The sequence below is a fragment of the Mesorhizobium sp. ISC11 genome (genome assembly GCF_037162595.1).
GTDB lineage: Bacteria > Pseudomonadota > Alphaproteobacteria > Rhizobiales > Rhizobiaceae > Mesorhizobium > Mesorhizobium ciceri.
Window position 1 is genome coordinate 5,246,754 of the sequence record NZ_JAVSPW010000001.1, and the last position, 26,918, is coordinate 5,273,671.

At 57.4% G+C, this 26,918-nt stretch carries 20 protein-coding genes and 3 pseudogenes; 14 read left to right on the plus strand and 9 right to left on the minus strand.

Annotated features, from left to right (window positions below):
• Positions 1 to 76 precede the first annotated feature (76 nt).
• On the plus strand, positions 77 to 1,483 hold the full coding sequence (locus RPF88_RS25375) for an aminotransferase (RefSeq protein ID WP_127399653.1): 1,407 nt from the start codon (positions 77 to 79) through the stop codon (positions 1,481 to 1,483).
• A gap of 299 nt (positions 1,484 to 1,782) precedes the next feature.
• Here RPF88_RS25375 and RPF88_RS33445 read toward each other — a convergent pair whose 3' ends face one another.
• Together RPF88_RS33445 and RPF88_RS25380 are read right to left on the minus strand one after the other, a co-directional pair.
• Entirely contained in the window at positions 1,783 to 2,001 is a 219-nt protein-coding gene (locus RPF88_RS33445) for a transposase (protein WP_127399675.1), read from the minus strand.
• Between the two features lie 460 nt (positions 2,002 to 2,461).
• Entirely contained in the window at positions 2,462 to 2,608 is a 147-nt protein-coding gene (locus RPF88_RS25380) for a hypothetical protein (protein ID WP_189347227.1), read from the minus strand.
• A gap of 469 nt (positions 2,609 to 3,077) precedes the next feature.
• Between RPF88_RS25380 and RPF88_RS25385 the strand changes: the two genes are divergently transcribed.
• Positions 3,078 to 4,241 carry a M20 aminoacylase family protein gene (locus tag RPF88_RS25385; RefSeq protein ID WP_127399654.1) on the plus strand — a complete coding sequence of 388 codons (1,164 nt, stop codon included), beginning with the start codon at positions 3,078 to 3,080 and terminating at the stop codon, positions 4,239 to 4,241.
• Between the two features lie 517 nt (positions 4,242 to 4,758).
• Here RPF88_RS25385 and RPF88_RS25390 read toward each other — a convergent pair.
• Both RPF88_RS25390 and RPF88_RS25395 read right to left on the minus strand, forming a co-directional pair.
• Positions 4,759 to 5,955: pseudogene (locus tag RPF88_RS25390) on the minus strand (IS256 family transposase).
• A gap of 363 nt (positions 5,956 to 6,318) precedes the next feature.
• The gene (locus RPF88_RS25395) at positions 6,319 to 7,548 is read right to left on the minus strand and encodes an ATP-grasp domain-containing protein (RefSeq protein ID WP_127399655.1); all 1,230 of its coding nucleotides are present in this window, start codon (positions 7,546 to 7,548) and stop codon (positions 6,319 to 6,321) included.
• Between the two features lie 426 nt (positions 7,549 to 7,974).
• Here RPF88_RS25395 and RPF88_RS25400 point away from each other — a divergent pair, with 426 nt between their 5' ends.
• From RPF88_RS25400 to RPF88_RS25420, 5 genes are all read left to right on the plus strand, one after another.
• Positions 7,975 to 8,679: a class I SAM-dependent DNA methyltransferase gene (locus RPF88_RS25400; protein WP_127399656.1), complete on the plus strand. Its 705-nt coding sequence runs from the start codon at positions 7,975 to 7,977 to the stop codon at positions 8,677 to 8,679.
• Positions 8,680 to 8,864: 185 nt separating this feature from the next.
• Positions 8,865 to 9,860 carry an isopenicillin N synthase family dioxygenase gene (locus RPF88_RS25405; protein ID WP_127399657.1) on the plus strand — a complete coding sequence of 332 codons (996 nt, stop codon included), beginning with the start codon at positions 8,865 to 8,867 and terminating at the stop codon, positions 9,858 to 9,860.
• A gap of 195 nt (positions 9,861 to 10,055) precedes the next feature.
• Entirely contained in the window at positions 10,056 to 11,000 is a 945-nt protein-coding gene (locus RPF88_RS25410) for a dihydrodipicolinate synthase family protein (RefSeq protein WP_127399658.1), read from the plus strand.
• Entirely contained in the window at positions 10,978 to 12,504 is a 1,527-nt protein-coding gene (locus RPF88_RS25415; RefSeq protein WP_337123912.1) for an aldehyde dehydrogenase, read from the plus strand. Before RPF88_RS25410 ends, RPF88_RS25415 begins: the two co-directional genes overlap by 23 nt.
• Before the next feature lie 12 nt (positions 12,505 to 12,516).
• The gene (locus RPF88_RS25420) at positions 12,517 to 13,839 is read left to right on the plus strand and encodes an NAD(P)/FAD-dependent oxidoreductase (RefSeq protein WP_127399660.1); all 1,323 of its coding nucleotides are present in this window, start codon (positions 12,517 to 12,519) and stop codon (positions 13,837 to 13,839) included.
• On the opposite strand, the gene RPF88_RS25425 is transcribed toward RPF88_RS25420, so the two are convergent.
• Positions 13,836 to 14,747 (minus strand): LysR substrate-binding domain-containing protein, encoded by a 912-nt coding sequence (locus RPF88_RS25425; protein WP_127399661.1) that lies wholly within the window; start codon positions 14,745 to 14,747, stop codon positions 13,836 to 13,838. The genes RPF88_RS25420 and RPF88_RS25425 overlap by 4 nt on opposite strands.
• A 438-nt stretch (positions 14,748 to 15,185) precedes the next feature.
• Here RPF88_RS25425 and RPF88_RS33450 point away from each other — a divergent pair.
• From RPF88_RS33450 to RPF88_RS25440, 3 genes and pseudogenes are all read left to right on the plus strand, one after another.
• Positions 15,186 to 15,464, plus strand: a pseudogene (locus tag RPF88_RS33450) (SDR family NAD(P)-dependent oxidoreductase); the annotation flags it as partial.
• A gap of 107 nt (positions 15,465 to 15,571) precedes the next feature.
• Complete coding sequence (locus RPF88_RS25435) at positions 15,572 to 15,847, plus strand: SDR family oxidoreductase (RefSeq protein WP_281034351.1); 276 nt, start codon at positions 15,572 to 15,574, stop codon at positions 15,845 to 15,847.
• A gap of 7 nt (positions 15,848 to 15,854) precedes the next feature.
• Positions 15,855 to 16,667, plus strand: a pseudogene (locus tag RPF88_RS25440) (SDR family NAD(P)-dependent oxidoreductase).
• A 409-nt stretch (positions 16,668 to 17,076) separates the two neighbouring features.
• Here RPF88_RS25440 and RPF88_RS25445 read toward each other — a convergent pair.
• Genes RPF88_RS25445 through RPF88_RS25455 form a run of 3 tightly spaced genes read right to left on the minus strand, consistent with a single transcriptional unit; the run spans position 17,077 to position 20,010 of the window.
• Positions 17,077 to 17,682, minus strand: a complete 606-nt coding sequence (locus RPF88_RS25445; protein ID WP_127399663.1) for a Pycsar system effector family protein — start codon at positions 17,680 to 17,682, stop codon at positions 17,077 to 17,079.
• A complete protein-coding gene (locus RPF88_RS25450; RefSeq protein WP_127399664.1) occupies positions 17,669 to 18,436 on the minus strand; it encodes an E2 domain-associated cysteine-rich protein in 768 nt (255 codons plus the stop codon). The genes RPF88_RS25445 and RPF88_RS25450 overlap by 14 nt, the downstream gene beginning before the upstream one ends.
• Before the next feature lie 41 nt (positions 18,437 to 18,477).
• On the minus strand, positions 18,478 to 20,010 hold the full coding sequence (locus RPF88_RS25455; protein WP_127399665.1) for an adenylate/guanylate cyclase domain-containing protein: 1,533 nt from the start codon (positions 20,008 to 20,010) through the stop codon (positions 18,478 to 18,480).
• 693 nt (positions 20,011 to 20,703) lie between these two features.
• On the opposite strand from RPF88_RS25455, the gene RPF88_RS25460 reads away from it, so the two are divergent.
• From RPF88_RS25460 to RPF88_RS25475, 4 genes are all read left to right on the plus strand, one after another.
• Positions 20,704 to 22,257 (plus strand): trimethylamine methyltransferase family protein, encoded by a 1,554-nt coding sequence (locus tag RPF88_RS25460; protein ID WP_127399666.1) that lies wholly within the window; start codon positions 20,704 to 20,706, stop codon positions 22,255 to 22,257.
• Positions 22,258 to 22,265: 8 nt separating this feature from the next.
• Positions 22,266 to 23,375, plus strand: a complete 1,110-nt coding sequence (locus tag RPF88_RS25465; RefSeq protein ID WP_127399667.1) for a mandelate racemase/muconate lactonizing enzyme family protein — start codon at positions 22,266 to 22,268, stop codon at positions 23,373 to 23,375.
• Positions 23,375 to 24,427: a GlxA family transcriptional regulator gene (locus RPF88_RS25470; RefSeq protein WP_287083548.1), complete on the plus strand. Its 1,053-nt coding sequence runs from the start codon at positions 23,375 to 23,377 to the stop codon at positions 24,425 to 24,427. Before RPF88_RS25465 ends, RPF88_RS25470 begins: the two co-directional genes overlap by 1 nt.
• Positions 24,428 to 24,952: 525 nt before the next feature.
• The gene (locus RPF88_RS25475) at positions 24,953 to 25,675 is read left to right on the plus strand and encodes a LuxR family transcriptional regulator (RefSeq protein WP_442921307.1); all 723 of its coding nucleotides are present in this window, start codon (positions 24,953 to 24,955) and stop codon (positions 25,673 to 25,675) included.
• Between the two features lie 180 nt (positions 25,676 to 25,855).
• Here the strand turns inward: RPF88_RS25475 and proB are convergent, their stop codons facing one another.
• Positions 25,856 to 26,803 carry a glutamate 5-kinase gene (proB, locus tag RPF88_RS25480; protein ID WP_245492518.1) on the minus strand — a complete coding sequence of 316 codons (948 nt, stop codon included), beginning with the start codon at positions 26,801 to 26,803 and terminating at the stop codon, positions 25,856 to 25,858.
• Positions 26,804 to 26,918 lie beyond the last annotated feature (115 nt).

Sequence of the window (26,918 nt, forward strand, 5' to 3'; positions counted from 1 at the left end):
GTTTGCTATTATTGTTTGGTTTCTACAAGGGCGACAGGGTCCGCCCTGCTGACTGATCGCAGACTGGGAGAGGACGATGACCTTAAGCAATTTGGGAACCGAGCAACTCCGGGAGAAGGATCGAAGCTTCGTCTTTCATCCGTCTACGCATTTGGCCAAGCACAGCCGCGGCGAGACGCCAAACCGGATCATGGCCGGAGCGGAAGGCGTGTACATTTGGGATACGGAAGGGCGAAAGAGCCTAGATGGCTTCGGAGGGCTCTACTGCGTCAATATGGGATACGGTTGCACGGAGATAGCCGATGCCATCGCAAAGCAAGCGCACGAGCTGCCGTTCGCCCATGTCTACGCGAGCCAGGGCACCGAGCCAGTCGCCCTCCTGGCAGAGGCCGTGGTCGATTATTTCGGTCAGAACATGCGGAGGGTCTTTTTCGGCCTTTCCGGCTCCGACGCCAACGAAACCAACATCAAGCTGGTCTGGTACTACAACAACATTCTCGGGCGCCCTGAGAAAAAGAAGATCATCTCGCGGCATCGCGGATATCACGGGTCCGGGCTGGTCACCGGTAGCCTGACAGGCCTACCCTTTTTTCACGATTTCTTCGACCTGCCTCTGGATTTGGTGCGCCATACGACGACGCCGCACCATTACCGCCAAGCGCGTGATGGCGAAAGCCAGGAAGCATTCTCTAAGCGCTGTGCCGATGAACTTGAGGCGTTGATCCTCGCCGAAGGCGCAGAGACGGTTGCAGCTTTCATCGGAGAGCCGGTACTTGGGACCGGCGGCATCGTTCCGCCCTCAAACGGATACTGGACGGCCATTCAGGCGATCCTCGACAAGTACGACATTCTTCTGATCGCTGATGAAGTGGTCTGCGGCTTCGCGCGAACCGGTGAAAAATTCGGCTCTCACCTGTATGGCATGCGTCCGGATTTTGTTACCATTGCCAAAGGCTTGAGCTCTGCCTACCTACCCATCTCCGGGTCAATTATCGGCGACCGCGTCTGGACGGTCTTGGAACAAGGAACGGAGAAGCACGGCCCACTCGGCCACGGCTGGACATATTCCGGTCACACGCTTTGCGCGGCAGCCGCGCTCGCCAATGTTAAATTGATAAAAGAAAGGAATATCTTGGAACATGTTCGGGATGTCGGACCCTACTGGCATGCCCGCATGAAAGCCGAACTGGAGGAACATCCCATCGTTGGCGAGGTTCGCGGCGTCGGCGTTCTGTCCGCTGTGGAGCTGATGCGGGATCCTAAAGGACGGGTACCGTTCGAATCCAGGCTTCAGGTCGGCGTGCGCGCCGCCGCTGCTCTGTTTGAGAATGGTGTCATCGGCCGGGCTATGCCGCATGGCGATATTCTCGGATTTGCCCCACCACTGATCATTACTCGAAAAGAGATCGACATCATTGTCGATGCGACCGCGAAGTCAGTCGACACAACATATCGCGCGCTTAAGGCCGAGGGCGCGGTATGATCATGACGGCCCTTGGATTTGCTGCGGGCAACCAGTCAAATCCCAAGCGTTCGCTTGAACGCGTCTGACGGGCATTCGCCTGCCGTGGTGCCGCTTCTGTTCATGAGCGAAGGTGCATGTCCCCGCGGGGACTCGACCAGGTTGTGGCACCTCCTAGCAAGGGCTCTGGTTTCTTTCGCCATAGCCAGAATCTGACGAGGAGCGTCGCCGCGGGTAACCGCCGGGACGCTATCATCCAGGGCGCCAAGTCTATCCGTTTCCGGATCCTTGGCAATTCCCTGGGGCGAATGAAGCCAAACTCAGACGGATACCCGCCAAACTTTCACCGCAGCGGTCTTTGGCGGATCAGCAACTCGTAATGGCGCTGTAGAAAGCTCTGAGCGATCACAGGCGCGGCTGGCGCCAAGTGCTGCCATGTAGAGAGCACGGCGGACCGCGCGATCGGCCGCAATCTGGCATCTATGATTGAGGTTGCCGCTCTTGTTGTCGGAGGGAGCAAGGCCGGCGAGTGCTGCGATCGAGTTGGGTGAACGCTAGCCGAGCTCGGGCATGTGCGCCAGCAGAGAGAACGCGGTGACCATGGAGACACCGGGCACGGAGACCATCAGCGCGTGGTCCCGGGAATTGCCTCGGCTCGACGAATGGCTTCGGCGATCCGGCTCTCGAGCGCCTAATGCGTGCGTTGAAGGCGGCGATCAGCTCTTCGAGTTCGGCGATGACAATCTCGTCGAAGGCTTCGCCGCGATAATTCTTCAATCTTGCCCTGGATATCGATCAGTTGGCCACTGTGACGGGCAAGTGATTGAAGCTGTTTCGCCTTCTTCGCGCGGCGCCGGCTCGGCTTTAGGGTGATAGCCATAGCCGCTCAACACCTTGGCGTCGAGAGGGTCAGGCTTGGCGACCGCGCCGACGCAACGGCTGCCTTGGCGATGATGCAGCAGTCGGTCATGGACCCCTGTCGCTTCCATGACAACGAAGTCAGCCAGGGTGAAGGCCTGCCGGATAGGCAGCGATCGCATCGACCTGATTTTCGATGCGCTGGCAACGACCGCTTGCCTCATCAAAAAAAATCGAGCCACTGCTTGCAGATGTCGCAGCCGACATAGCTCTGCCGTTCATGTCCACGCCTCTTCCTGTGGTGCGGGTCTGCTTATGACAGTCGGTGCAACTGTTCAGGTTGATGGTTCACCGGTGGGAAGGGGCCGAGCCATGCCGCGGCCTGTCCCGAAAGGGACGACCAGGATCCTCTCGGCCTCCTTCCGGAACAACACACAGGTCCTGCCTCCCGCCGTCCATGTTTTGCAGGCCTGACCACCAGCCAGTCGCCAAAAATCCGCCACGTGCGTCCCAAGGAAGATCGATCTGCGTTCTCGGCCCGCTCCTGTCGCCGATCCACCCGATCTTCTCGAAGAAAGCCGGCTTCTCAAGGACCCAAGGCGCTCGCTCTCGGCGGTGCAATCCGGATGATCTGTCACACACGAGTGTGGATCCATCTCATTCTCAGATGGCTTCAATACATGAACTGGATTTGACCCAAAGCCGCTCGCTGGTTCATCCTTGAGTTCGATGAAGACGTGATAATTTGGGATTCCAGATGAGCAGCGTAGAAACTTTCCGAGAATTGCAGGTCGAGGTAACTGAGTGGCGGCGCTACCTCCACCAACATCCCGAACTCGGTTACCAGCTACACAACACAGCGAGATTCGTAACCGAGAAACTAGCTTCGTTCGGCATAAATCACATAGAAACAGGAATAGCTGAAACCGGGATCGTTGCGTTGATCCAAGGCGAAGGCGGGGATGGGCCGACGATTGCACTCAGAGCCGATATGGATGCCCTTCCGATTCTCGAAGCATCAAACAAACCCTGGTCGTCGACAATACCGGGGAAGATGCATGCATGCGGCCATGATGGCCACACGGCCATGCTGCTAGGAGCAGCCAAGCACCTTGCAAGTACACGCAACTTCAAGGGTACCGTCGCTCTTATCTTTCAGCCCGCGGAAGAAGATGGAATGGGTGGCCAAAGGATGGTCCAGGAAGGGATCATGGACCGTTTCGGCATCTCCCAGGTTTTCGGTCTGCACTGTGCGCCAGATTTGGCCGTGGGCAAGTTCAGCACTCGCTATGGCCCACTGTTGGCTGCGCTCGATGAGTTTGACGTAGTCGTTAAAGGTAGAGGTGGTCATCCAAGCGAGCCTCATAAATGCGTCGATCCTATTGTCATTGCAGCGCAGATCGTCCTTGGCCTGCAGACTTTGGTCTCTCGCAGCACAGACGCGCTAGAGTCACTCGTCATCTCCATCACCAAACTAAATGCGGGAACGGCTTACAACATTATTCCTGATCGCGTTGAATTGGCCGGCACCGTCCGGGCTTTTGCGCCTCACCTGCGGGACTTCGCGGAACAACATATACGCGCAGCCGCCCAAGGCATCGCACGAGGATTTGGCGGGGATGTTGATTTCAAATACCGGCGATTCGAGCCCGTCACCATCAACTCCACTGACGAGACCAATCTAGCGCTCAAGGCAGCAGGCATTCTGGTTGGCCCTGAAGCCGTGGACGACAAGTTGCCAGCCAACATGGGATCCGAGGATTTTTCTTATATGCTGGAAGCACGGCCGGGCTCTTACGTATTCTTGGGCAATGGATCAAGCGCTACCTGGCATCATCCGGCATTTGATTTCAACGACGAAGCCATACCCTACGGCGTCGGATTTTGGGTTAAGGTGGTGGAGACCGCGCTGGCTGCGTAACATTGGCGCACGGCGCTACCAAACCATGGACGCTGAGACCGTCTTCATGTTAGTCTACCTAGGCTGGTTTGCGTCCATAAGGAAACCGTTGCTGTTGTTTACGGGTCTCGGCTTTGCGCGAACGAGGCGCGGCGGGTTCCAAAGCACGCCATCGCCGGGGCCGACAATGCGCCAAGAACGCACGTCCAGCCAGCATACGATATTTCCCCAGAGACGAGATCAGCCACGAGTTGAAGGCGATGTCGCAATGGCTTGAAGAGCATCGTGACCTGCTTGGCTTGGTGCGGGGGGGTCCGCAGGGCCGCCAGCTGGACTCATGATTGAGCAACGGACGAAGCAATCGTTTTTAGCTCAAAAGCGCCGCCTGTGAAAACTGTCTCTTCCCCCATAGCAAAATGGCGATGAACATGGCACGCCCCAAGCTCGGCAATCCGGGCCACGCCTCGCCTGGGCCGCCCGACTGGATCCAGGGCCGCTAGATGGCAAGTTCTGCAAAAAGGGGCGGCCATAGTGGTGGTCATGCGGCTTGACGCAGTGCAACTTTCTTGTGTTCGCGTAGATCGTCCATGTTGATGTAGCGGTTGGCCTCCATCTAGTTTTCGTTGGTCTCGACGACCAGCGCCCTGACCCGGCGCAGGCAGCTTTCGGCGTTCGGGAAGATGCGCACGACATAGGCGCGCCGGCGGATTTCCTCGTTGAGGCGTTCCAGCATGTTGGTGGACTTCAGGTGCTTGTGGTGCTGGCGCGGCAGGCAAAAGAAGGTCAGCGTGCATTCGATGGTCTCCTCTACCCAGCTCGTCAGTCGCGGACAGCGGCCCGACCATTTGGCAAGCCATGCGGCGAGATCGGCCTTGGCCTCGGCGAGATCGCGCCGGTCGTAGAGCCAGCGCAACTCCTGCAGGCAATCGTCGCCGTGCTTTCTCGGCAGGTGATCGAGCGCGTTCCTGAGGAAGTGCACGTAGCAGCGCTGCCAGGCGGCTTCGGGGATCACCTCGCCGATCGCCGCGACCAGGCCGGCATGGTCGTCAGAGACAACCAGCTCGACGCCCTTGAGGCCGCGCGCCTTCAGCGCGACGAGGAAATCCCTCCAGGCCGAGCGGCTTTCGCGATTGGCCATTTCCACTGCCAGGATCTGGCGCCGCCCGTCCCAGTCGATGCCGACCGCGATCAGCACCGCCTGGCTCGTGACGATGCCGGCCTCGCGCACCTTCTCGTAGCGGGCATCGAGGATGAGATAGGCAAAGGGCTCCTGAAGCGGGCGCTCGGCAAAGGCCTTCAGGCTCTCGTCCAGCCGCTTGTTGATGGCCGAGATCGACGAGGCCGAGAACGCATGGCCGCACAGCTCTTCGGTAATCGCCTTGACCTTCCGGGTCGACACGCCCTGCACATACATCTCCGCAAGCGTGGCCACCAAGGCCCGCTCGGAACGCTGGTAACGCTCGAAAAGTTCGGTCGAGAAGCGGCCCGCCCGGTCCTGCGGAACCCGCAGCTCAAGCTTGCCGACCCGCGTGACAAGGGTACGGCCATAGTAGCCCAAGTGATAGCCGAGACGCTCCGGCGTGCGCTCGCTCTTCGAAGCACCCAGCACCTCGTCCATCTCGGCCTCGAGCACCTCCTGCATCACCGCGCGGATCACCTCGTGCAATCGATCCGGGTTCGAAAGCAGGATGTCTTTGACGGCGGCTATGGCGGATTTATCTTCAGTCTTGGTCATGGTGGCGTTCCTTCAAAGGAATCGGTGACGTTGAATGCCATGACCGCCCTCTCAGCGAATTTGCAGAAATCAGCACACGACCCGGATGGCGTTCCGGGTCGTCCGCCGGCACTCCGCCTGGTCCGAAGGATCCACCTCCTACCGGATGTCCTGTAGGATGAGGGGACCAGAAACTTTCCGCACAGGCACTGCTCTCGCCGACAGACGGCAACCTTTGCTTGTTGGGCCGCGACGCGGGCTCTGGTCCATCAAGTGGACGTTGGCAAAGCTTCTTGAGCAGCTTACCACGGTTGATGGACGGACCCGCTCGCCGTCAGATCTGCAGTTCAAAATATCCATGGCCGGCGATTGGCTGCAGACTGGCTAGTTGCTGAGGTTCGGAAATGGTGTGATCGACAAATCGATTTGCTCGACGGCACGCTGAAGTATCTCCTCCGTCTCAGCAGGGCAGGATGAAGCGGCGATGACATGTCCGATACAGTCTCGGTAATCACCTTTCCTGACGATCGGCGTCTTGGGTCCAATATAGAACTTGACCTCAGCGACTCCAGGTAGAGCAGCGGCGCGACTGTTGCCGTCGGTTCCCTCAAAGGTGCCATCGCAATCAGGAACAAGAAACCGCGCAGTCGCAGTCTGCAAATGCCTTCGGCGCAAATTCCATTCGCCGCCGATTACAAGTTTAATGTGCTCTGCCACGAGATCGACACCATAAGCGAGCTGAACCAGTTCAGGACTAGGCGATCCAGGAAGACGCGGGTTGACTTCAATAATGACTGGGCCACGCTTCGTCCACCGAAGTTCAATGTTAGTTGGTCCCCAGCCAAGTCCGAGAGCTCGCAAACAACTCTGGGAAACATCAGCGATACTTTCATGCTCGTCATCAGTCAGCACGGCGGGATAGGTGCACTCACGATAGACGAAATGCGGTGGACCGCCGAAATCAAGAAGGGCGATCCCGATGATCTCGTTGCCCATTATGTCAATGGTATAGTGTGGGCCTTGTGCGAATTCTTCAACGAGTACGCGTGGGGAAGATCGCCATTTGTGCTTCCCGCCCAAAAGATGGGTCGTATGTTCGGCTAACTCATCGAGATTGCGGCACAATCGCACACCGACGCTGCCGCTGCCCAAGGCTGGCTTAAGAACTAGAGGCAGGCCGATCTCAGCGGCAAAGCTCTCGACCTCATTTCCATTCGCTGCTACCCGATAAGCTGGCACTGAAACTCCAGCCTCCGCGAGAACCTCACGTTGAGCAAATTTATCGGAACATCGTTCGATCGACTCGGGGTTCGGGCCCGGCAGATCGAAGTGCCTGCAGAGCTTGCCAATGGTCGCTGGGATTGCCTCGTCGTCGCCCGCAAAGCCGGTAATGCCGGCAATGTCGTGCGTAGCACGCAGCTGGGAACATTCCCGGATCAATACATCGAGATTGTCTGTATCCGCACAGATTGCCTTAAGCCCCGCAAGATAGTTGTACTGAGCCGGATTAGCGACCAGGGAAATTGGGTCAAGACCAAGACGCTGAGCCGCTTGGACGTGCAGCGGACCATTACCCCTATGTCCCCCAACCAGAATAAGCGCTTTTCTTGCCATGGGCTTGTGACTCCGACGTTGTGTGCTGTGCAGGATCACCGTAATTAGGCATCAGCTTTGTATCGTGCCTGACCTAGAACGTTGCGGTGAAAGTACCATCGTCAGGACTCGGCGATCGCAAAGATCCTGTAAACTTAGTTGAACGGTATGTTTCAACCACTTGGCACCAGCCGTGTGGCACACAACCTCATCGATGATGGCGGTCAGCGGAGGACTGCGGACAATTCTTCGGTTTTGTCGTGCTCGCGACACAGGCTTGTGTAGGCAAGTGCTTGTGTTGCACCGGCCAACCAGTTGAAAAACTGTCGGGAATTTTTTCTTCGCGTCGTTCGGCCAATCGGCACGAGTTTTGAAGCCTCATTATAAGACGGCAGCAGGTACCGACCGGCGCGCCGATGACAACCTGCCTCTACACGGAGAACTTTCATGAACACGCTCGAGCAGCAGACGGCACTGGATCAAGCCGCACGAAGGCGCATTAAGGATTCCCACACCCTAGACGGCGACGTCATTCGCTTGGGCCACTTCTATCGCGAATGGGCCATTTCGTACGATCTTGATGTCGGCCGTGACGGGTACTGCGGGCCAAAGATCGTAGCTGAGCTGGCTGGTGCCGTGCAGACGGCCTATTTGGCCACTGAGCGCGCTGACATCGCAATCCTCGACGCCGGCTGCGGAACGGGCCTCCTCGGCGCGGAATTGGAACGCCTCGGGTTCAGATTGATCGACGGGATCGACCTCTCCGAGGAGATGGCCGAGCGGGCCCGGCAAACCCGAGTCTACCGCCAAGTCCGAGGCGGTGTCGATCTTAACAGGCCGCTCTCGGACTACCCCAGCGCGAGCTATGATGTCTCGGTGTGCTGCGGCGCTTTCACGCATGGGCATGTTCGACCGGAGGGATTGCGCGAACTGGCTCGTGTCACGCGCCCGAACGGATTTGTCGTCGCAAGTACCCGAAAGAGTTATGTGGAGGCCGCATCCTTTGAAGATGAGGTGCGACGCCTACAGGATGTGGGCATCCTTGTTCCGACACAGCGCCTAGACAACGCCCGGTACGTCGCGGAAGAAGGCGCGCACTACTGGGTTTTCCAGGTGCTCGAAAAAGCCAGCGCCCCAAGGGAGGCGCCATGACCGCGCTGCCGCAACGTCGCTGGCGAGACTGGCAGCCCTAGGCGACAACAAAGAGTGAAGGCTAGGATTTCCCTAGCAGGAGGTTGGGGTTTAGCGAGTCTCCTCAGAAGAACTCTCGGTAGCCTATGACGCTTCGTCACGCTGCCAGGATTTCTTGGGCGACTGCAAACAGAGGTGTCGTACTCATGTCTAAAGATCTCATGGTCAGACTTGACAACAAGCTGCACGCGAAGCGCGAAAATTTTGACAAACTCCCGGTGGTTGACATTGCGCCGCTTCTCGATGGTAGCAATAAGCAGAGGGTAGCCAAAGAGATACGTTGGGCTCTGTCAAACGCTGGGTTTATGTATGTGAAGAACCACGGTATTCCGCAGTATTCTGTGGAGTCGGTTTTCGATGTGACCCGTCGCTTCTTTGATCTGCCCTTATCGCGTAAGATGATATTGCATATTAGCAACTCCGATGTGGCCCTTCGCGGATACATCGAGCCCTTCGGGGAAAACACCGATCCGTGCAAGACGAAGGACCTAAAAGAGTGCTTTGATCTCGGCCCTGAACGGCCGACCCTGGAAGGTCCGTTTTTTGGGCCCAACCAGTGGCCCTCAAGTCTGCCTGAATTCTCTGAATTGACCTACGGATACCATCAGACAATGGTCGATCTCGGGAAAAAACTATTAAAGGGCATCGCACTCAGTCTGGACCTGTCGGAAAGCTATTTCGAGGACCTCATGCGTAGCCCGATTAGCATTCAGCGCCTGCTCCACTACCCACCGCAGAGTGGCTACGTCAGCGAAGACATCATCGGAATTGGTGCCCACACCGACTACGGCAATCTGACCATCCTGTCGCAGGACGACGTGGGTGGTCTTCAGGTCATGAACCGAGACGGCGAATGGGTAGAGGGCACGCCGATCCGAGGCACATTCATAATCAACATTGGCGACCTCATTCAGCGCCTCACCAACGGCGTATACTTGGCGAACATCCACCGCGTAGTGAATATCTCTGGGCGCGAGCGTTACTCGATCCCCTTCTTCATCGACGCTGATTTCGATGCGATCATCGAACCATTGGCCTCATGTGTCACAGACGGCAACCCACTTCGCTATGGGCCGGTGATTTGCGGCGAACATAAATTCCGGCGTTTCGCAGCAAGTTACGCTCACTTGGCCAAAGCGTGATGAGGGCGGACAGCTACTTGCTCACCTAACACTGCCTGTCGGACCCCCGGAGAGCTACAAATTCATGGCAGCGAATCTTACACGCATAGAACTGAGTCGCAAAAAAGTATTGTGACAGGTGACTTTATTTCTGCTGTTGCTGGTCACCACTTTGCATATAACCGTAGACATGTAGCCCACATTGGAGCGAGGCAGATGTCGTTTAAAGGCGTTATTCCGCCCGTCACAACGCCCTTTCATGCCGATGGATCGATTGACCGTGACGGCTTCTGCGTAACGCTCGAGCACCTCGTCGCGACTGGCGTCCATGGTATCATTGTCGGTGGCACCACGGGCGAGTACTACGCCCAGTCACGAGATGAGCGTGTCGGCCTGCTAAAGCTTGCCAGGAGCATGGTGAAGGGGAAGATGCCCCTGATCGCAGGCGTCGGCGCTATTCGCACTGAAGACTGCATCGAATATGCGCTGGTTGCAAAGGACCTGAAGTGCGACGGGATCCTGATCGGGTCGCCGTACTACGCTGTGCCCACGCAGCTCGAACTGGCCAACCATGCGCTTGCGATCGACAAAGCCGCCAATCTGCCGGTGATGCTTTACAACTATCCGGGGCGCACCGGCACGATGATGGATTTCGAGTTCCTGGACCGCGTCGGTCGCAGTTCTAACTTCTGTGCCATCAAGGAATCCAGCGGCAGTATGAACCAGCTGCACGCCTTGGCTCGTGACTATCCGCATATCGACCTGTTTTGCGGCATGGACGATCAGGCGCTTGAATTCTTCGCCTGGGGCGCCAAGGGTTGGGTCTGCGGAGCTGGCAATTGCCTGCCGGCTGAGCACCTCGCGCTATACGAAGCGTGTGTTATTGAGAGGGACTTCACTAAGGGACGGCAGATCATGTCGGCCCTTCTGCCTCTGATGAGGCTGCTCGAACAGGGCGGCAAGTTCGTCCAGAGCATCAAGTTCGCGTGCGAGTTGGCTGGATTACCGGCTGGACCCGTGCGCCGGCCTATGCGGGCACTCGACGACCAACAGAAGCGGGAACTTGAGTCGACGATCCGCACCCTTAAAGCAGCCATCGCGTCGATCACTGCAAAATCCCAAAAGAGGGCTTCCGAGAATGTCATCGCTATTAACGCGTAATGAGTACCAGAACCTGGCGGACAGCTTGCCACTGCCGACCAGTGCAGTGATTGATGGTAAGGCGCGGGCAGCACAATCTGGGGATACTTTCGAGACCATCAATCCCGCCACAGGCCAGGTCATCGCGAGGATCGCTTCCTGCGGCCAGGCCGACGTCGATTTCGCTGTCGAAAAAGCGCGACTGGCGTTTGAATCAGGCGTCTGGTCGCGTGCGCATCCGAGCGAGCGCAAGCGCGTTCTGCGGCGGCTCGTGAAATTGATGAAGCGAAACGCTCATGAGCTTGCTGTGCTTGAGACGCTCGAAAGCGGCAAGCCGATCTATGACGTCGAAATCATAGACATTCCTGAGGCCCTGCATTGCCTCGAGTGGCACGCGGAAGCCACAGACAAGCTCTACGGCCAGACGTCGCCTTCTGGCGATGATGTCGTGTCGATGATCGTACGCCAGCCTTTGGGCGTGGTCGCTTGCGTTCTGCCTTGGAACTTCCCGATCCTGATGCTGGCCTGGAAGATCGGACCGGCTCTTGCGACCGGCAACTCTGTCATCGTCAAGCCGGCCGAGCAAACCAACATGTCAACATTGCGAATTGCCGAATTGGCGCATGAGGCGGGGATCCCCGCCGGCGTCCTTCAGATCGTCACCGGTCCGGGCGAGATCACCGGCAAGGCACTCGGCATGCATCCCGATATCGATATGGTCGCATTCACGGGATCAACCGACGTCGGCCGGAAGTTTCTGGAATATTCCGGCAGGTCCAATCTCAAGCGCATCGTGCTCGAATGCGGCGGGAAGAACCCTTGCATCGTTCTGGATGACGCCGAGAACCTCGATGTCGTAGCGCAGCATGTCACTCAGGCGGTCTTCTGGAATATGGGCGAGAACTGCTCGTCCAATTCGCGCCTTATCGTGCACGAGAAGATCAAGGACCGTTTGGTGGAAACAGTCCTCCACAAGCTCAAGGAATGGCCTCTGGGCGAGCCATTGGACCCAGGCAATCGGCTCGGCGCCATTGTGTCGAAGGAGCAGTTCGACCGCATTATGGGCTACATCAAGAAGGGGCGGGCGGAAGGCGCCAGGATCGTGACGGGCGGGAACGCCCACAAGCACGGCAAAGGCTATTTCATCGAGCCAACTGTATTCGATGATGTCACGCCCGAAATGGCTATCGCTCGAGAGGAGATTTTCGGGCCGGTGCTTTCGGTCATCAAGGTCACCAACGCTGATGAAGCGGTACGGGTCGCAAACGACACGCAATATGGGCTAGCAGCCTCAATCTTTACCGCCAATCTTGGCAAGGCACATCGTATCGCGCGGGACATCCGCGCTGGAACTGTGACAATCAATTGCTACGGCGAAGGGGACGTCTCGACACCCTTCGGTGGCTTCAAACTTTCGGGCTTCGGTGGACGAGACAAGTCATTGCATGCCCACGACCAATATACCGAACTCAAGACGATCTGGGCCGACATCTCCGATCCTGAGGTCTCGCGTTCGGTAGCCTAGCCGATCGCTAAGATGACCGACCACGCGGCTGTCCGCACGCCTGCGGACACGTCCCTGTCCGGCTGGTACGGTATTCTGCCGCCTCCCAAGGCACCGGAGGTGCTGCGCGGCCGTCACAAGGCAGACTGGCTCATTGTCGGAGCCGGCTTTGCTGGTCTGGCGGCCGCGCGGCGTCTGTCCCAACTGGTGCCGGACGAGCGCATTGCGGTCGTCGACGCCCAGCGCATCGGTTGGGGTGCTGCCGGGCGCAACTCCGGCTTCATGATCGATCTTCCGCACGAACTCGGCAGTGAGCACTACGGCGGAAGCCAGGACCGCGACCGCCGGCGCATCCGCCTGAACCGGGCCGCGATCGAATTCTCTGCTTCATCCGCAGACGAGTACGGTCTGCAGAAGTTCTTTGTTCGGGCCGGCAAATTTCATGGGGCGGCAACCGGCCACGGTCTCTCTGCCCTGAGCGGGTTCGAGGAGCACCTGACGGGATTAGGCGAGCCATTCGAGCGGCTCGACGCGCTGCAGCTGAAGGAAATCACCGGAACCGACTTCTTCGCCGGAGGTACCTTTACGCCGGGAACAGTAATGGCACAGCCGGCCGGCTTCATCCGCGGCCTCGCCCAAGGGTTAGCCCGCGGTATTCATATATTCGAAAATTCGCCGGTCACATCTCTGCAGACCGGCAAAATGCATACCGTGAGGACGGCCGGGGGCGAGATCACCGCGCCGCGGCTGATACTGACGGTCAACGGTCATCTTGAAAGCTTTGGCTTCTTCAGGAAACGCCTGCTGCATGTGTTCACGTACGCCAGCATGACAAGGCCGCTCTCCAGGACCGAACAGGCGCTTCTGGGCGGTGAACCGAACTGGGGCCTGATCCCGGCTGATCCGATGGGATCGACTATCCGGAGGATCGGCAACCGGATCCTCGTCCGCAACACCTTCACCTATAATCCGGATATGTCCACCAGTGAGAAGCAGATCCGTCGGATCGGCGCTGCGCACGACCGATCGTTCCAGGCGCGCTTCCCTATGCTGGGTGAAATACCGATGGAATTTCGCTGGGGAGGCCACTTGTGTCTCTCCCTCAATTCAGCGCCCGCATTCGGCGAAATTGAGGATAGGGTCTTCGTAGCCGGATGCTGCAATGGCCTTGGAACGGTGCAAGCTACCCTCTATGGGATGCTGGCTGCCGATCTTGCCGCCGGCAGCGACGAGCCGATGGTTGCAGACGCCCTGAGCGAGCCAACCCCGGTTCGGCTGTATCCAGAACCGCTGATGTCGATCGGAGTGCCGTTGAAGCTGTGGGCGATGCAGAAGCGGGCCGGCAGAGAGCTCTAGCTTTCTCGTTCTTGCGCCGCCGTTTCCCGGATCCAGCTACGGAGGCTCTGCGCGGCAGGGGACAGTGTGCGATTTTCATACCAGGTGAGATAATAGCTACCAGGGGCGGGCAACTCGAGATCCGTCAGTCTGACGAGTTTCCCTTCTTCGATCTGCGCCTTGACAAGGCGGTGCCAGCCAACAGCCACCCCTTGATCGGCTTGAGCGGCCTGGAGAGCCACGAAGAACTTGCCGAAGCGCCGACCGCGGGTCGGCCCATGCGAGACTCCCGCGCGCCGCAAGACCTCGTCCCAGCCAGCCCAGTCGGGATCCACCCAGTCAACGTGCAGCAAAGGAATGTCGGCCAATGACTCCGCTGTTGCGTCGCGATGCTTGCTTGCAAATCCAGGCCCGCATACCGGGTAGATTGTTTCATCGAAAAGGAGTTCAGCATCTTCATTCGACCACGATCCAAACCCGTAGCGGATACGCAGTTCGACTTCGGCGCGCCGGTATTCTCGAGGATTGTCCGAAATCAGGTGGTCAACGGCAATGACCTGATTTCGCGTCCAGAAGTCCGGCATCCGTGGGATCAACCACATCGACGCGAACGCATCAGAGCAGGCGAGAGTGACGTTCTTCGCCCGGTCGCCGCGCTTCACATTTCGGACGATATCTGCGGCCCGCGAAAAACCGCTGGCCAACGCGCCATAAAGGTCTTCGCCGGCGCCTGTCAGCGCCACGCCGGTTGCCAGCCGAGCGAAGAGCGGAACACCGAGCTCATCCTCGATCGCTTTGATCTGCCGGCTGACAGCCCCAGGAGTGACGTTCAGTTCGGCAGCAGCCAATTTGAATGACAGGTGCCGGGCAGACGCTTCAAAAACAGCCAAAGCAGTCAGGGACGGCAGGTCGTAATAGCGGCGAACCATCTTAAGCTCCAAATACTTCGACAATCGCGCCGCGCGACAAATATATCAAGCCACTCGGTACTTTTGGAAATCAGGTTGCGGCTGATAGTCTGCGTTACGGCCGATTATGGCCGCGATTCCAACCCAGCTGCGCCGCAGCTTAGTAAAACTGCTCGAACCATGCTTCGCGATCTGCGACGCTGCCCGATCAAAGTCCGACACCGCTGTAGCGTAGCACAATCCGTGGCGATGCCGCTGACTGACAACTCAACAATGAGGTGGAACTTTTGCAGGACTGCCCCACTAGTCTTCGGTGTCCTTTCAGAGATTATGAGCGGAACTTTTCTCAAAGGTTGACTTTAGCTGTGACTGGCAATGATAAGAAACTGCGGTGATAACAAGCGCCGCGGGATGCATAGAGCAAGCTATCTCCAGGCAGTTCGTTGAAAGGGCTTTCGTGTGGTTGCGGGCAACCTCGATCAGGCTGGTCTCGGCACGCTTGAGGCAGAACTCAATCTAACCGGACAGAATGTCTGGACCAAAGCCGGTGACCTCAGGAGCAAGGACTATTGCGAGGATTTGATCGAGTACTCCGTTCAGGCGACAGGGCGGCTCGACATGCTCGTCAACAACGCCGGAATCATCACGCGAGGAAATATTCTCACGACGACCGGCGAAGATTGGGAGCGGACGTTCGAGATTAGCGTGTGTTCCATTGTCGATACCTCCCGGAAAGCCATGGGCCACATGAAGAGACATGGCGGCGGCGCCTTTGTGAACGTCGCATGTTACGGGGACCCCATCCCGGGCCTGGGCACGCCGCGTACTGGATCAGCGAAGAAGCCGTGGCGGCGTTTTCAAAATGTCTCGGCCGCGACCAGGCAAGTAACGGGACGCGGGTCAACGCGCTGTGCCCCAGTGAAGTCAACACGCCGACGCTGCGTACCGGCTCTGTCCGGCCAAGCTACGACCCGTACACAGCCGCCGCGGAGATCAACAGCACAGTGCCTTTAGGCCGGATCGCTGAGCCGACGCACGTGGTATTCTTCCTATGTTCCGACGCCGCCCGCTCCGTCGCGGGCACGGCGGTCGAATTGAACGACGCAAAAGCTCACTATTGAGGCACCCATGGCTGACAGGCTAGCAGGCAAGATCGCAATCGTGACAGGCGGCGTACGTGGTATCGGCGCCGGTATTACACAGCGGTTCGTAGAGGAGGGGGCGAGAGTTGCCATTGTGCGTTGCCATTGTGCAGAGAAATTCGCCGCCTGACGGGTTGCTTGACGATCGAACCATCTATGTGAAGGCAGATCTCGCGAATTCCGACGACATTCGATCGGCTGTCGAAACTGTTGTCAATGCCTTGGCGGTCTGGATATCCTGGTCAATAACGCTGGTGTCATGTTCGAGAAGACGGTCGACGAGATGACAGAGGCCGACTGGGATGACATGATGGATATCAATCCCAAGGCTCCATTCCTGCTGACGAAGGCGGCGTTGCCGCACCTCCGCAAGCGGACCGGTGCAAGCGTGGTGAATATCGGGTCGATTGAAGGCCTGGCCTCCAATCCTGGCCATCCTGCATATTCCGCCTCGAAGGCCGGCATTCACGGCTTTACCGCAGCATTCGCGGTCGATCATGGGCATGAGGGCATCCGGTGCAATGCCATTGCACCGGGCTGGATCAATTCTGATCTCAGTGAAATCTACATACATAGCATGGCCGACAGCTCCCGCTTCTACAGAGAACTGCTCGCCATGCATCCGGTTGGCCGTCTTGGCGAGCCAACCGATATCGGAAATCTAGCCGTTTGGCTTGCCTCGGCAGAGAGCGCCTTCGTTCGCTCGGCGGACCGGACCGCGCTCCACGTGTCTGTAGCGGCCTCCCTCATCTCGCCTGCAGCAGTTCGAGAATACAACCGCGTGGGGGCATGGTTCTAATGCCTGTCCCCTTTACTGGAGGTCGTGACCTCTGGATGACATGACCATCGGTATCGATCAGCCGCAGCCAACTCGCTTTGATAGACTTCACGCAAGTCCAGTGGAAGTAGCAGCTCGATGGCCTCTCCCGGTTGGCGCGTTGCCACTTTTTTGGAGTTCACAAAGACGCCGAAGATTCCGAGATAATGAAATAGACTTCATTGTACCGCCAATCCTGCTCAATCAACTTTGCCTCCTTGGAAAATTCCACAATTTGTCCGAGACCCTACTGGCCATAGGCGACTCAGGAATCCCACCGAGCAGACGTTGGCCCTCAGGCTCTTCTTGATAGAGGCGCTGCCCCGCGATCACGTGAAAACCTTTCCTTCACAATCTAAAATAACTCGGCATCTTTTGACCGCCTGAAGAGTTAACTGGCTACCTGAAGCAATCTTTTAGCGGTCGTCCAAATAGTTTGAAGAGCCCAGACCACCGGGGGGGCGGCCATGCAAATGAATGAAGCTAGGACGAGTCGGCCGGCGGCGTTGAAAGTCTTGAATTTACGATTTGCGATGAGAGCCTGCACGGCGACCTGGAGCGCTAGGTCGTTCAAATAGTCGTCGGTCGCGGATTGACCATCCTCCGGAAAATACCGCCTCCTGGCGGCTTCACCGAATTCCTCTGATCGCAGTTTTGCGATGTCGCCGAAATATAGGAGGTTCGCCGATCCATCCACGGTCCGATGAAAGTGATGTAGGAATTTTGGTAGGAATGAAGTCAATGATATGACAGCCGCTACGGCCAATAGAGGAAGAACAACAAGGAATGCTGCTCGGTAGCCCATGGGCGGTTCGTCCGAGGATCGGAGTATAGTGATAATCGATCCCATCCAAACCGAGCAAAAGGTGAGCAGGGCTGCATTCTTCGTTTCTGCAAATTTCACGAGGTCCAGCATCCGCGCATGGCTGGCGGAGAGCAGTTTCTCATAACTGTCTTGCTGATCATTTCTGGCCATCGCAATCCTACGCAGCTTCATTGAGTTGCACGCCTAGAATGTTGGCGAGAGGACAGTTATCCATTGTCCCGCAGCATTTCAGCGTCGAGTTTTTGAAACTGTTGAAGAACGCCCGCTCAGCCTCACGCCAGCCATCTAACGCTAGGACGAAATCGGCGAGGACTTTACCGTGATCTGAGCAGGCGGAAATTGGGCGGTTCTCATGGCCGCATTTGCATCTTTGCCGAAGCGTCATGACGCGACGCTCCTTTCGCACGACTGAAAGCAGCCTCTTACCGTCCAAGTGCAGTCGCACTCGGCGCTCATTGTTTACCCGCTTCTCCACGGTCGAAAAACGGTCTTCCCGAAGAAAAGCTATGTACGCTTGGCCGAGGTTGGACGCATTGAATTCCGCGACCGCTTGAAGTTTCGCAGCCTCTGACCCGTGGGCCCTAGCATCGGCCTTTCCAGGCCATGAGCGTATTACCGCGGCGGCGCCTTGCCTAAGGAGAAAGAGTAGCAACTTCCGCCACCATCCAGCCGCCGCCTCATGACTGTCGATGGTATGAGGCTCGAGCTCCGCCCAAAAAAGACAGAAGCTTCCGTCGAAGTTTATGTGGCGTTCCGGGCAGAACGATGGAAGATGGTCCGGTTTCAATTCGCGAGCTTTAACCGTCTCGCCGACCCTCTTGACATCGATAAGAAATTTAGTCCCTGGGGCACCGGAAGCAAGCGGGGGCTGGACAGCAAAGATTGCGCTGTCGCCATTCTCGCGAATGAAGACGGCATGGTTCAAGTTTGCAGTCTCAGCCAATAGCCAAACGGCCGACATCGGTGTTAGCACTTCTCCCAGTAAGGTCGGAACGGCTCTTCGGCAGCTCTGGCTATTGAAGGACTCACCACCACGTAAGCGGCAGCGTGTATGGCTTTGGCCACCTTGTTTTCATCGGCAACGAGTGCTTCTAGCACCACATCATACGTGAGACCTGACTTTCGCCTCGACGTTCCGAAGAGCGTGCGCACCGATGCCGTGCCTCCGTCATATGCGGTTTGGCCGATTGCCGTCTGCTCGCCAGTGCAGCGCTTCTGTTCGTCCTCTGATCCTAAGACTGCTCGTCCTGTGGAGCAGCGAACACGATTGCCCTGCATGCCAAGTCGAGTGATGGTAGTTGGTCCATACTCAAAACCAATCGCCAATCCCAGACCGTCCGTATCTACGTTATTCGCGCGCAGCCGCTCAAGCGCTAGGTCGAAGCTGCTCCTGAAGGCACCGGCGCAAAGTGTTCCAGTCGATACCGTGTCCTCAGTGTAGGTCTGAAAGGCGGTACCCTCCATCAAATGGCCATGGATGCAGTCACCGATGAACCTGATACGACGTCCCGAGAAGTCGGAAGAAAGAACCCGATCAAGTTCTGAGCGGATGACATGGAGACAGCGAACAACGTCTTCCGGATCATCGTCGATATGGGTGTCCACATAGGCTGTGAAATTGTCGACGTCAGCGTAGACCGAAATCGTCTCCATCCGTCTTGAGTTGCCCGGGGTCAGCAAAGGGATGTCGAGATCTCGCAGGGGTGGCGTGACTCGCGTGAAGACAAAGGAGCCGATTGGATTGTTCTTGTTGTCGGCGTGCCATTCCGACACCAGGGTGTCCTTGCTCAAGCCGAGCTGCGCTGCATCCTGGCACTCGGAGATCTCTGCGTCGGTCAATGGCGTAAGCGGTATGTCCTCAGCATCGAGCTCTTCGAGGCCTATTGCAGATCGTGCCTCGTTGCTGAGATAGATTCCAACGTCATTTCCGTTCGACGCGATCTTTGCGGCCATGTTGGCAGGGCGGCCAAGGAATAGCGGTTCTCGGTTGCCGTTGCGGCCGTTGTTGACGACCAACGCACGGCCGCTGTCTATGCCAATACGAACCTGCGCTGCGGGGATGTTCTCATCATCGTCGCCCGTTTCCTGCAGGACGTCGCTGATCAACCGTGCAATCGCCACCGCTCGGTTCACGCGGTCGCCTTCCGAATCCTCGCCGTAGGGCTTGGCGACGACCGCGTGGAGGCGCTGGTTATGAAAATCGACACGCAGGGCATCCGACGCTGATAAGATTCTGTGTACGGCCCGGTAGTGAAGATTGAGAAAGCGGAGTGTCCTCTTATGGCAGGTCTCTCCTTCCGTCGCGGTGCTTTTAAGCATGTCTCGAAGGTTCAAAATGTCGGCGTAGAGGTGAACAGCATCTATTCGGTAGGCTTTGTTCGTCGGTATGGACGTCAATGACGTATCTCGCTTGTAGTCGGCGACCGTCACCGTTTCAACGTCCTTGATGCGGGCATCAATGGCATTCTTGGCGCGGTCATATTTCCAACTATTCGACAATTTTCGACTCCATTCATCTTTAGGCGCCCGGGGCGCCTCACAAGCTTCGATCAAATTCCTGTCCGTCTAGTTCGCATAGAAGCGTCGAGATTGTGCGCCGGAAGAGATGCCCTCCTTGCGTTCAATTCGCTGTTTGTTCTGACAGAGATTTTCCAAACGCCTTTGCATCTGGGAAAAGCGGTTCTTTACAAAAGCCTCAGTCACCTCTTGGACGGGGGAAACATGTCGAGGCGTACACTCGTCTCATCGAGGCCAGTTTTACTGCAAGAATTGCGTCAAACGGATACTTGGGCCGGCTGAGGAGCAACAGGGCTGTCCCAGATCCCGCATATTTCACCATGCTGCGAATCCAGCCCCAAACGTACGCAACGTTGTCGTCTAGAGTCACAATTTTGAGTCCCACCAACACCAACCAACACTTGCTAGCACGGAACCGCACAAGGTCGTTGGCGCAAAAAAGTAGTCTCACGATTGAATTTTTTTCCTCGATGCACTCGTCGAGTGTGCACCCGTGACCTGCCTTCGGCGGGAACCGGTCTTTCTTGTCGATGCGAGCTATCTGATCGGACGGCCCGACCACGGCCGCGCGTTAGTCAACAGACGCGTGAGACTTTTGCAGTAGGTCAAAACTTCGGGCTACAGCAATAGTTGAGGCCGGCTCACACGGGCCGTACCGTTATTCTGGAGGCCGGCATGACTGCTCAGCTACAACTTTCTCGTAGAGGAGGGCGGGAAGCGCGGCGGACGATCCGCATGGCGCCGAAGGTCGACATGTTGCCGACGCTGAAGCGCGGCCTGCCGGTCGTAGAGCCGATGAATGCCGAGCAGGTTGAGCGCGTTCACGAGGCTTCTCTCGCGATCCTTGAAGAAGTAGGCGTAGTGTTTCGCGATCCGATCGCAATCGAGGACTGGAAGAGAGCCGGAGCGGACGTGCGGGCGGATGACCGCGTTCACCTCGACCGCGGCCTGGTCATGGAACTTGTCAAGACCATCCCCCCCAAAGTCGAATATTTCGCTAGGGATCCGGCGAAGAATGTCGCGCTCGGCGGCAACAAATCTATCTTTGTACCTATGACCGGCGCGCCTTACATGCGCGATCTAGATGACGTCCGGCGTGGCCCGACGATCGCGGACCTTGGGACCTTTCACAAGCTAGCGCACATGATGCCGGCGTTGCATTCATCGGCGCACCACATCGTGGAGCCAATGGACATTGTTGTCGCGCATCGGCACCTGCACATCACCTATTCGTCAATGAGGCATTCCGACAAGATATTTATGGGCATGACTACTTCGCCCAAAAATGCGGAGGATGTGCTTGATATGTGCGAGATCCTGTTCGGCGAAGGCTTCCTCGACAAGCATGCAGTGACCACCGGAAACTGCAATGGCAATTCGCCGCTCGTGTGGGACCAGGTTATGCTGGGCGGCATGCGTGCTTTCTGCCGGCGCAATCAGCCCGTTCTGTGCTCGCCATTCGTTCTCGGCGGCGCTAATACGCCGGCCTCCACCGCGGCGGCGGTGGCTCAGCTCAATGCGGAGGCGCTTTCTGCACTCGCGTATACGCAGGTGGTCCGGAAGGGCTGCCCCGCGATTTATGGGCACTATCTGTCGACCGTGTCGATGCAATCGGGAGCGCCGATGGCGGGGACGCCGGAGATATCGCTCATGAACTTCATGATCGGTCAGATGGCTCGCCGCTATAATGTCCCTTGGCGTACCTCAAACCTGCTCGGCGGCGCCAAGGTCTTCGATGCGCAAGCCGGCTATGAGAGTGCGATGACGATGATGGCCGTGCTGATGTCAGGCGCAAACTACATTTGGCATTCGGCTGGCTGGAATGAAGCCGGTATGCACTGCTCGATCGCGAAGTTCGTCGTCGACGCCGAAGTCTGCTCTATGGGCTATCGCATGACCCAAGGCATCCAGTGGGACGACTTTGACGAAGCCTTGGCTGCGGTCCGCGATGTCGGGCCCGGCGGCCATTACTTTGGACATCCCCATACACAGGCGAACTTCGAGAAGGCCTTCTTTATCCCGAAACTGTTTGACAATAACTCGATCGAGCAGTGGTACGCCGATGGCTCCAAGGACATCAAGCAACGCGCGCTCGATCATGCACGCCGTCTTCTGGACGAATATGAAGAACCTAAGCTCGATGTCGCTAAGGACGAGGAATTGCGCGCGTATATCGATCGTCGCTCACGGGAAATCCCCGCCGTCGATGCCCTGAATGAAGACTTCTGACCCACGTCATGCGCATCGATCAAATCAACGTTTATACCACTCGGCTACCGGTTAAGGGCGGCGTCTACCGTATGGCGAGCGACGAGGTGGAGTCGCTGGACAGCACGCTTCTCGAGATAGTGACCGATCACGGACTCACGGGCTGGGGCGAAACCTGTCCAGTTGGGCCGCTATATCAACCGCATCATGCATTGGGCGCCCGCGCAGCGATAGCCGAAATCGCCCCGGGGCTCGTCGGTTCTGAGATAGCCTCGATCAGGCTTCTAACAAAACGCATGGACGAACGCCTCAACGGGCATGGCTATGCCAAGGCAGCGTTCGACATGGCGTTCCTGGACCTCCTCGGCCAGCAGCTAGGCGTCCCGGTCTCGACTCTCTTGGGCGGAGCGCTGACTGACCGCGTTCCAGCCTACTATTCGCTGATCGTCGGCGCACCGGATGAAACCGCTCGAATTGCCGCCGATAAGCTGAAGGCGGGCTACTTGCGCCTTCAGGTCAAGATCTCGGGGCGCTCTCTCGAAGAGGACGTGGCCACAATTCGCAAAGTTTGGGAGGCAGTCGGTTACAAAGCGCGCATCGCTGTGGATGGCAACAGAGGCCTCACTGTCGCTTCTGCAATCCATCTTGATCGGCTATGTGAGGCAATCCCGTTTGTTTTCGAACAACCTTGCAACACTATGGATGAGGTCGCCACTCTGAAGGGCAGGGTAACGCACCCTATATATCTGGACGAGAACACAGAGGATCAGAATGCCGTACTCAAGGCGATCTCCCAGGGCATCGCTGACGGCTTTGGCTTCAAGGTCACTCGCCTTGGAGGCCTCACAAAGATGACGGCCGTTCGCGACCTTTGTGCCATCCGCTCCTTGCCGCATAGCTGCGACGACGCCTGGGGTGGCGACATCATTGCGGCGGCCTGCGTCCATCTCGCCGCGACCGTAGAGCCGTGCCGCATGGAGGGTGCCTGGATCGCGCAGGAATATATCGACGGACATTTCGACGCGAAGAACCCGGTTGTTATCGAAAAGGGTCACATCGCCGTGCCGCAACTGCCAGGCCTCGGCGTCAAACCGGAAGCCGGCATGTTCGGCAAAGCATTGGTCACATACGGATCCTGATGAACGCGCCTGCCAATATCAGCGTAATAAAGTCGTGGGCCGCGCCGGCGATTTCGGCGGCCGGCCGACCGTTTGATCTAGTGGTTCTGGTGCTGCCCGGGTTCTCGCACTTGGCGCTTCACGCTTACCTCGAACCGTTCCGAATCGCCAATACGGTGTCGCCGCTGCCCCTGTTCCGGTGGGGAATCGCCGGCCTTGACGCCCGGCCTATTGAGGGCGCCAACGGCCTTTCGGTTGCTGTCGATTTCGCAATAGACGAGCTGGTATTAGGCGCGGAAGATCGCAGACCGAACCAGCTCGCTATTATGACGGGCGTGCCGGTCGAACGGCAACTGACACCTGAGCTCAACGGATTCCTGCGAACGATGGCGCGTCGCGGGGTGCCGATATCTGCCGTTGGGACAGCGACATGGCTGCTTGCTCGAACGGGCCTTCTGGCAGGCACACGCTGTACGATACACTGGTCGCGCCTCGCTGCGTTCGCCGAAGTGTTCAACCAGGCTCGTGTAAGCGATTCCTTGTTTGTCAAGGACGGCCAGTATTCAACCTGCGCAGGAGAACTGGCAGCCTTCGACCTGGCCGTGGATCTGATTGGCAGCCATGCCGGCGGGTATATTGCCCAGGAGGTCTGCCGCCACGCGACAGTTGAAGGTCAGCGCTCAGGTTCAAACCGCCAGACCGGCCCAGCGGGCCTGGCCTTTGTCGGCGTGAGCGACAAGCTCCTGATGGCAATGCGGATCATGGAAGAAAACGTGGAGTTCCCGCTCGCAATGGACGAGGTCGCGCAAAAAGCCGGAGTGTCACGGCGCCAGCTGGAACGCTTGTTCGCTTCCCATATTGGACTTCCGCCGGTGCGTCACTATCTCCGGATTCGAACAGAGCATGCAAAGCGCCTGATTGAAGGCACACGGATGCCCATCATTGACGTTGCCATGGCCTGCGGGTTCATGTCTGCTTCGCACTTCGCAAAGTGCTTCAGAATCTTCAATGGAATGTCGCCGCAGCAGTGTCGAGCGAGAGTACCGGCCTGGGTTGGTCCCGGCTTAAGATGATAGACTGGCAATTTGAACTTTACGGAACGGCGGCATCCGTATGATCTTTGAAGTCGATCTGCCCAGCAACACACAGAAGCGGCGCAACTACGTTCCAGATCACAGTGCCAGAGCGGCGAAGATGAGCGCCTGTCATTCTCTTTTTCGTGCGGAGCGACGTTGACGCAGCAACCTCTGGACTGATGATTCCTTTAGATGCCGCTGACCATGATGGCGCAGGATGACTTCTCACCACTGAGTGATGCAGGGGCGCTGTGTCGTTTCACTCCGAGAGGGCTCTCTCATTGCACAATTGCGTTTGGAGAGATGCTCAAGCGTCGCGGAGATAGCCGTCCCAAGGCCCAGCGTAGTTGCCATTGGGATCATCGGAGCGAAGATCCAGACGTTGCGCCATTCTGCAAGGACTGTCAGGCGGCCCATGCAGAGATGCGGGCAGCGGTTAAGCGGGCCGCTTTACCGGGCCTCCAGTCGGCGTGGCGCGCAGCAGACAGATGGAGAAATTGAGTCAGGACAATGACAAAGGATATGCCGCTTGTATTCGAGACATTTCTGGAAAGGCTCTCGGAGAGCGTCGACGAAACAGATCTTCGGGATGCCTTGGCCAGCGCGGCCTCAAGATTTGATCTACTCACGTTTGCCTATCTATCCCTGCCCTCACAACCTTCCGGCGAGCCCAAGTTGATCTCAAATTATCCGCATCCCTGGACAGCGCACTATCTGCGAAACCAGTATCAGAGAGTCGATCCCGTCATCATGCGTGCGCGACTTGCCGAACGTCCATTCCAATGGGAATGCGACCTTCGTGGCGTTGAGACATCGAAGGTTCAGCAAAGGCTGTTCGCTGAAGCGGCAGAGTTCGGCATCTGCTCTGGATTGACGATCCCGATTGTCGATCGCAGAGGCCGTGTTGCTGCGATGACCTTTGCAGCGCGTGAGCCGTCCGCTTTACTGCGCGTCGCCGAGCGGTATGAGCAGGCGCTCCAACTCATGGCAATGTGCTTTCACATTCATATTCGCCGCAAACTCTCTGTCAATCGAACGGTGGACGGCATTTTGCTGACACCACGTGAATATGATTGCCTGCGGTGGGCGGCGCGCGGCACGTCCGCCTTGGATACGGCCTGCATCTTGGGCATCACGGCGCGCACGGTCGCTTTTCATCTGGATAATGCCAGGAATAAGCTCGGCGTGCGCACCAAAAACCAGGCCGTAGCGCTGTTAGCCTCCTCACGATCTTCAATTCTCTAGATTAGTAAACTGCTTCGGCCTTGGTTCCTCTATGCTTTGCACAGGCCGCTTCAGTAGGTGCACTAGCCTCCGATGGCAGGCTCATTCCTGCTGTTTCCTTGCGCAACATTGCGCCAGATGGCATTGCAAGCCCGCCCGCGAATTGACGGCCGCTGGAGTTATTCAGGCGGCCAGAGTTCATCAACGGTCCCCGCGAATAGCTTTATCTTTGGCGATCGGAACAAACGACGTCGATGGCGAACCGTTCTCGATGGCGGCGAGCGGGTAAGGTTCGGTTCCTCTCGCAATGACCATGCCGCATCCCGCGCCCATGGCTATCTTTGCTGCCATTAACTTTGTTACCATGCCACCCGAACTATAGCGGGTGAGAGAATGACCCGCCATGGCCTCTATCTCGGGGGTAATGCACCGCACTTCTGTCACGAGACGAGCCAACGGATTGTCGTGCGGGTCTTCCGTGAATAGGCCATCTACGTTAGAAAGCAAAATTAAAAGGTCGGCATTTACCATCTGCGCGACCCGTGCCGCCAGCCGGTCATTGTCGCCAAAGCAGATCTCGGCCGTTGCGGTCGTGTCGTTCTCGTTGATGATGGGTACGGCCCCGATTTTGAGAAGTTGTTGAAGGGTCGACCATGCATTGTGCCGGCGATTCTGGTTCTCTATGTCTTGGCTGGTCAATAACATTTGCCCCGACGCAAAACCATGGCGCTTTAATCTCTGTTCGTAAGCAAGCATAAGTCGAACCTGACCAATTGCCGCCGCCGTTTGCTTCTCCTCAATTCGGAGAGGTCTGTCTAACCCATCGAATTGACAAGATCCAAGCGCGACAGCACCTGATGTGACGAGAATCACCTGCTGCCCGCGTGAGAAAAATCGGGCGACATCGGCTATTAGCGACTCAAGCCAAGCGCCGCGCAGCTTTCTCGTTTGTGGATCGACAAGCAGTGCAGAGCCAATCTTCACGATGATCCGGCGAGCCGAAAGCAATTGGCCCGCGCTTGTAGTTTTTTGGATTGGGTGTTGCTGCCATGGCAGGGAAGACATTTTTTCAATCTCTTGGTATCCAAACAGCCGGCTGTGCGGCCTTGCAGGATGATCAGCTTTCAACTTCTTTGTATGACCTAACACTTTGCGGGGCCGCCGAAGACTTGCTGGGGAACGTACCACTTGTCAGTGATTTCGGTCGTGAAGAGTCTTTAAATTCGTTGTAACCGGGGGTTCACGATGATTAAAAGGCGCGCAT